This window comes from Lapillicoccus sp. (genome assembly GCF_025353065.1).
GTDB lineage: Bacteria > Actinomycetota > Actinomycetes > Actinomycetales > Dermatophilaceae > Lapillicoccus.
This window is the reverse complement of the sequence record NZ_JANXRJ010000218.1, coordinates 1-6,610: the sequence shown is the minus strand read 5'-3', so window position 1 is coordinate 6,610 and position 6,610 is coordinate 1. Positions and strand designations below refer to the sequence as shown.

The following is a 6,610-nucleotide window of genomic DNA, read 5'->3' as shown; positions in this document are numbered from 1 at the left end:
CGGCGAGGAACATCCCCATCATCAGGCCGACGAGGATGGTGATGATCTGGCGATGGGTCAGTGACCCGTCCGTCGCCGGGGGGGCCGTGGCGGCCGGTGTGGCTGCAGCCATGTCAGTGCTCCTGGTTCGTGTGCGAGTGCATGTGTGAAGGCGTGTGGCCTGCGCTGGTGTGGGCGAGCTCGGGGGTGTGGGAGGACGTGGTGAGGTCGACCTTGTACAGCTCGACGTCGTCGCCGAAGCGTTCCAGCAGTGCGAGGAACGTCGCCGCGTCCTGCTCGCTCCAGCCCTTGAGCAGGACCTCGAACCACTCACCGCGACGCTTGACGAGCTCGTCGATGACCTCGCGACCCTGCGGGGAGAGGGAGAGCAGCTGGGCGCGTCGGTCGTCGGGATCGCCGATCTTCTCGACGAGGCCGATGTGCACGAGATGACTGACCTGGCGGCTCAGGGTGGAGACGTCGGAGTGGATCAGCTCGGCGAGCGCCGACACCCGGTTGGGCTCATGAGCGAGGGTGAAGAGGATGGGAAAGTGGGAGTGGTCGACGCCCTGGACGGGGACGAACTGGCTGAGGGGCATGTGGCTCTTCATCGAGCCGACGATCTTCATCACCCGGACGAGGGTGTTCGAGATCGACGCGGCGGTCTCTGGCAAGACGGACAAGCGGGGCTCCCGTTCCATCGAATAGTTGTTTGAACCATACAACTGTTACACATAAGGTTGCATGGCGCAAGCAACTACCGGAATCGTATGCCGCAGATCACACCGAAGCGGTCCGCTCGAGCGCCCTCAGGGGGTCAGGACGAGCCGTTCGAGCACCCGCCTGGCGATGCCCTCGTCGTCACGGCCGCCGCTGACGGAGTACGTGAGGTCGTCCACGGAGCGACGACCCGCCGCCCGACGGGTCAGGGCGTCGGTCGAGAGGGTGATCGAGGTCGTGCCGCCCGACGCCTCGTGCCCCCGCGCTCCCCCCGCTCCCCCCGCTCCCCGGTCCGGGGAGTCGCCGGTGAAGAGCTCCTCGCCGTAGGGCCTGCCGTCCGCGCCTCTGATGACACGGACCCCGGCGCGGCCGACGACGGGGCCGGTGACGTCGAGGATGACCGTATGACCCGGCTCGACCCCGGCGTCGCGGGCGACGATCTTGGAGAGCGCAGCGAAGATGACGCCCACGAAGGCCGCGGCGCCGGCCGAGTCGAGGTCCCCAGGGCGTCCCAGCGCCGTGCGGATGTCCTGCTCGTGGCACCAGACGTCGACGACACGGAAGCGCGTGACCTTGGCCGCGGGACCGGGCCCGGTGACGCCCTTCATCGTCGTCTCCGGCGTCAGGGCCGGGTCGTGCAGCGCGCTCATCCGGCTGACCAGCACGTCCTCGAGCTCGCCCACGACGTCCGGGCCCTCGAGCCCTCGACGCTCCTCCACCCACAGCTCGTTGAACTCCCCCACGCCCGCCGAGACGTGCTCGAGAGACGGCAGCGCAACCCTCGGCGCGCGGCCCCCGTCGAGCCAGGTCTCCAGGCCGACGACGTGGCTGAGCTGGTCCTTGACGCTCCAGCCCGGGCACTCCGTCGGCGTGTCGAAGTCGGCGGTCGAGCAGGTCTGACCCAGGTCGATGATGGCCTGCACGGTGTGCTCGAAGGCGTCCACCAGCGCGTGCAGGTCCGTGGGGGGTGCCGGGTGGAAAGGCATCCGGCCACTGTACTTACGCTGGTGGTATGGCCCTCGCCCCCACCCGCTCGCCCGCGGGTCCCGGACGCGTCCGGGAGACCGCCCCGAGCCGGATGCCCGTCGTCGGGATCGTGGTCGTCGGGCTGCTCGCGTGCGCGGTCGCCGTCGTCATCGGCGGTGCCGCAGTCGCGCCGGTGGCGGGGATCGCGGACGTCGGTGCCGTGGTCCGGTGGGGCCTGCCACTGATCCGCACGGTGCACGACGTCGCCGCGTCGGTGACCATCGGTCTGCTCGTCGTCGCGGCCCTCCTCCTGCCGGGCCAGGCCGCTCCGGCGACGATGCTGCGGGCCGGCCGGCTGGCCGTCGCGAGCGGCGTGGTCTGGGTCGTCGCAGGCCTCGTGGGGCTGGTGCTCGGCTTCTCGGACTTCTCCGGGACCTCGCTCGACGACCCGGGTTTCTGGGCCCAGTTCCAGGCCTTCATCTGGGCGGTCGAGACGTTCCGGGTGGCGATCATCAGCTCGTCGCTGGTCGCGGTCGCGACCACCATCGCGGCGATCTCGCTCACCCGAAAAGGGTTGGCGGCAGCGGCTTTCGTCTCGGTCGGCGCCCTGCTGCCCCTGGCGCTGGCGGGTCACGCCGCCGGCAGCAGCGACCACGAGACGGCCGTCAACACCATCGCGTTCCACCTCGTGGGGGCGGCTCTCTGGGTCGGTGGGCTCCTCGCGATCGTCATGCTGCGCCCGCTCCTCGGCAAGCGCCTGCCGGTCGTCCTCGCCCGCTACTCGACGATGGCGCTGTGGTGCTTCGTCATCGTCGCGATCTCCGGCGTCGTCAGCGCCGTCCTGCGCCTCGGGGGCCTGAGCGGCCTCGGGTCGCTCACCACGGCATACGGCGCGCTGGTGCTCGTCAAGACCGGCTGCATCCTCGTGCTCGGCGTCTTCGGCCTCCTGCACCGTCGACGGGTCGTCGGGCGGATCGCCGGGGACCCCTCTGCGACTGGCCTGTTCGTGCGGTTCGCTGTCCTCGAGACCCTCGTCATGGGGGTGGCCTTCGGCTTCGCCACGGCGCTCGCCCGCAGCGCCAGCCCCACGAGCGGCACGCCGGCGCTGCCCTCGCCCGTCCAGAGCCTCTCCGGCTACCCCGAGCCCGCAGCGCCGACCATCAGCTCGCTGTGGAGCGTCTGGCGCTTCGACTGGCTCTGGGGAGTGCTCGCGATCGTCGCGGTCGCGGCCTATCTCGTGTGGGTCGTCCGGCTGCGTCGCCGCGGTGACCGGTGGCCTGTCGGGCGCACGGTCTCCTGGGTCGTCGGCTGGGCCATCCTCGTCTGGGCCGTCTGCGGCGCTCCGGGCGTCCTGGGCCGGATCTCGTTCTCCTGGCACATGATCGAGCACATGTTCGTGGCCATGGGGGCCCCGGTGTTCCTGGCGCTCGCAGCGCCGATGACCCTGGCCCTGCGCGGTATGCCGTCCCGTCGCGATGGGAGCCTCGGGCCCCGTGAGCTGCTGCTCGGGCTGCTGCACTCCCGGCTGCTGAGGGTCCTCGGCAACCCCGTCGTGGCGGCGGCGCTGTTCTTCCTCAGCCTGGCTGTCTTCTACTACTCGCCGCTCTTCGGGCTGGCCCTCACGACCCACACCGGCCACGTCCTCATGGTCGCCCACTTCCTCCTCAGCGGATACCTCTTCGCCTGGGTGCTCATCGGCGTCGACCCCGGGCCGCCGAAGTGGGCGCCGTCGATGCGCCTCATCATCCTGCTCGTGACGATCTCCTTCCACGCCTTCTTCGGGGTCTCGCTGATGATGGGCACCACCGTCCTCGCGCCCGATTTCTTCACCGCGCTGCACGTGTCCTGGATCCCCGACGTGCTCGCCGACCAGCAGCTGGCCGGCTCCTACGCCTGGGGCATCGGGGAGGTCCCGACCCTCCTCCTCGCGATGCTCGTGGTCATCGCCTGGGTGCGCACCGACGCCGTCGAGACCAAGCGCCTGGACCGTCAGGCCGCGCGCGACGGCGGCGCCGATCTCGCGGCCTACAACGCCCGGCTCCAGGCCCTCAAGGAGGCCGGTGCGCAACGGCTGACGGACCCCGAGGTCGCCGAGCCCACCAGCGCGAAGGCCACGCCGTGAAGGTCGCCCTGATCCAGCTCGCCTACAGCGACGACGAGAGCGTGGCCGATCGCGTCACCCGGGTCGCGGGCCTCGTCCGCGAGCAGCGCGGCCACGACCTCGTCGTGCTCCCCGAGCTCTGGGCCGCCGGCGGTTTCGACTACCGGCACTGGGCCGAGCGCGCCGAGACGACCGCCGGTGCGATCGCCGAGGCGATGGGCGAGGCCGCGAAGGACGCCGGAGTCACGCTGCTCGCCGGCTCGATCGTCGAGACGACTCCCGACGGCAGTGGCGGCCCCGAGGGCAAGAACCTGTGGAACACCGCGCTGCTCTTCGACCCCACCGGCGGGCTCGTCCGGACCTATCGCAAGATCCACCGCTTCGGCTTCGGCGCGGGGGAGCCGCGCCTGATGGAGGCGGGCGAGGAGCTCGTCCTGGCTGACCTCCCGGTCGCCGGTGGCGACGGTGCCGACGGTGCCGACGGTGCCGACGGTGTCGACGGTGCCGATGGCGGCACGACCGTGCGCGCCGGCATCTCGACGTGCTACGACCTGCGCTTCCCCGAGCTGTATCGGGCCCAGCTCGACCGTGGGGCAAGGCTTTTCGTCATTCCTGCCGCCTGGCCCCGTCGGCGTGTCGACCATTGGACCCTCCTGGCCCAGGCCCGCGCCATCGAGAACCAGTGCGTCGTCATCGCCTGCAACACCGCCGGCACCCACGCCCGGCACGAGATGGGTGGTCACTCGCAGGTGATCGGCGCGGCCGGGGAACCGCTCGCGACGGCGGGCCTCGGCGAGGAGGTGCTGAGCGTCGACATCGACCTCGCGGCGATCGACCTGTGGCGCGGGCAGTTCCCCGTCCTCGGCGACCGCCGGATGCCCGACCACGTCCGGTGACGTCAGTGACCCCAGCGGCCCCTGAGACCACTGCCACCCTCCGCTCCCGGGCCCGGGTGCGCGCGCCCGAGCTGGTCGGTCGTCGCTGGCTCAACACCGGTGGCGTCGACGTGACCCTCGCCTCGCTGCGCGGGCGGGTCGTCGTCCTGGACTTCTGGACCTTCTGCTGCGTCAACTGCCTGCACGTGCTCGAGGAGCTGCGACCGGTCGAGCAGCGGTTCCCCGACGAGCTCGTCCTGATCGGCGTGCACTCGCCGAAGTTCGAGCACGAGGGCGAGCCCGCGGCGGTCGAGGCCGCGGTCAGCCGGTATGCCGTGCACCACCCCGTGCTCGACGACCCCGACCTCGTCACGTGGCGGGCCCACACCGCCCGCGCGTGGCCGACGCTCGTCGTCATCGACCCCGAGGGCTATGTCGTCGCGTCGCTGTCCGGTGAGGGCCACGGGCCCGGCCTCGCGGGGCTCGTCGGCGAGCTCGTCGAGGAGCACCGGGCGAAGGCCACCCTGCGACGGGGCGACACCCCCTACGTCCCGCCGACCCTGCCCGCCAGCCGGATGTCGTTCCCCGGCAAGGCGGTCGGCCTGCCCGACGGAAGTCTCGTCGTCTCCGACACCGCCCACCACCAGATCGTCCACCTCGAGGCCGACCTCGGGACGGAACGTCGGCGGTGGGGTGGGGACGGCACCTTCGACGAGCCGCAGGGCCTGCTGCTGCTGCCGGCCGACGTGGCCGCCGAGATCGGTCTCGACCTCCTTGTCGCCGATTCGGTCCACCACCAGATTTCGGGAATCTCGTTCGCCACCAACGAGATCCGTGTCGTTGCAGGCACGGGACGTCCTCTGCGGGCGCGGTCCGGGGGTGGCCTCGCCCTCGAGCAGGACATCTCCACGCCCTGGGACCTCGCCTGGTGGGGCGACCGGGTCGTCATCGCGATGGCCGGCGTCCACCAGCTCTGGGAGCTCCGCCTCGACGCCGACCCGGCAGCCGCCACCCTCGGAATCCTCGCCGGGACGACGCAGGAGGGGATCCGTGACGGGGTGGCGGCGACGGCGTGGCTCGCCCAACCGTCCGGGCTGGCGACGAGCGCTGACGGCAGCTGCATCTGGATCGCCGACTCCGAGACGTCGGCGCTGCGCTCGATCTCCCTCGGTGCGGGCGGGCCGGAGCTCTCGACCCACGTGGGCACCGGTCTCTTCGACTTCGGCCACCGCGACGGCAGCGGCCACGGGCCGGTGGGGTCGGAGCAGGTCGGCGAGGCCCTCCTCCAGCACCCGCTCGGCGTCACGGTGCTCCCCGACGGCTCGGTCGCCGTCAGCGACACCTACAACGGCGCGATCCGGCGCTATGACCCGGTGACCAACAGCGTCACCACCCTCGCGACCGGTCTCGCCGAGCCCAGCGACGCCGTGGTCGAGACCGACGTGGAGGGCACCCGGCTCGTCGTCGTCGAGTCCGCGGCCCACCGACTCGTCCGCGTCGCACTGCCCGCGGAGGCGCAGCTTGTCGGCGGACCCGCGCGGCGCACCCTGCGGCCCGCCACCGATCTCGCCCCGGGGGTCGTCGACCTCGTCGTCGCCTTCACCCCGCCGACCGGCCAGCACCTCGACGACCGCTACGGCGACCCCACCCGGCTCGTCGTCTCGGCCAGTCCGGAGGGGCTGCTCCTCGAGGGCGACGGCTCCGCGGCGGGGCTGACGCGCCGCCTGCGGCTCGCCCGCGGCATACCGGCCGGGACGTTGCACGTCTCGGTGCAGGCCGCCGCCTGCGACGACGAGGTCGAGCATGCGGCGTGCCACCTCTTCCAGCAGGACTGGGGCATCCCGCTGCGGCTGGTCGACGACGGCCCCCACGAGCTCACCCTCGAGCTGCGCGGGGTCTGACCCGCCGCTGATCCTGCTGAGGTCGTGGTCTGGCGTCGTGGTCGTGGTGTGCACACCACGACCTCGAC

General features: G+C 71.8%; 5 protein-coding genes. 3 read left to right on the top strand and 2 right to left on the bottom strand.

The window, feature by feature from the left end; all coding sequences use genetic code 11:
• Nucleotides 1–113 precede the first annotated feature (113 nt).
• Together Q0R63_RS16410 and Q0R63_RS16405 are read right to left on the bottom strand one after the other, a co-directional pair.
• A complete protein-coding gene (locus Q0R63_RS16410; protein WP_295699578.1) occupies nt 114–662 on the bottom strand; it encodes a MarR family winged helix-turn-helix transcriptional regulator in 549 nt (182 codons plus the stop codon).
• Nucleotides 663–788: 126 nt separating this feature from the next.
• Entirely contained in the window at nt 789–1,685 is an 897-nt protein-coding gene (locus tag Q0R63_RS16405) for a maleylpyruvate isomerase family mycothiol-dependent enzyme (protein ID WP_295699576.1), read from the bottom strand.
• A gap of 26 nt (nt 1,686–1,711) precedes the next feature.
• Between Q0R63_RS16405 and Q0R63_RS16400 the strand changes: the two genes are divergently transcribed.
• Genes Q0R63_RS16400 through Q0R63_RS16390 form a run of 3 tightly spaced genes read left to right on the top strand, consistent with a single transcriptional unit; the run spans nt 1,712 to nt 6,542 of the window.
• Nucleotides 1,712–3,787 carry a cytochrome c oxidase assembly protein gene (locus Q0R63_RS16400; protein ID WP_295699574.1) on the top strand — a complete coding sequence of 692 codons (2,076 nt, stop codon included), beginning with the start codon at nt 1,712–1,714 and terminating at the stop codon, nt 3,785–3,787.
• Nucleotides 3,784–4,662, top strand: a complete 879-nt coding sequence (locus Q0R63_RS16395) for a carbon-nitrogen family hydrolase (RefSeq protein ID WP_295699571.1) — start codon at nt 3,784–3,786, stop codon at nt 4,660–4,662. Before Q0R63_RS16400 ends, Q0R63_RS16395 begins: the two co-directional genes overlap by 4 nt.
• Nucleotides 4,663–4,667: 5 nt before the next feature.
• The gene (locus tag Q0R63_RS16390; RefSeq protein WP_295699569.1) at nt 4,668–6,542 is read left to right on the top strand and encodes an NHL domain-containing thioredoxin family protein; all 1,875 of its coding nucleotides are present in this window, start codon (nt 4,668–4,670) and stop codon (nt 6,540–6,542) included.
• Nucleotides 6,543–6,610: the final 68 nt, after the last annotated feature.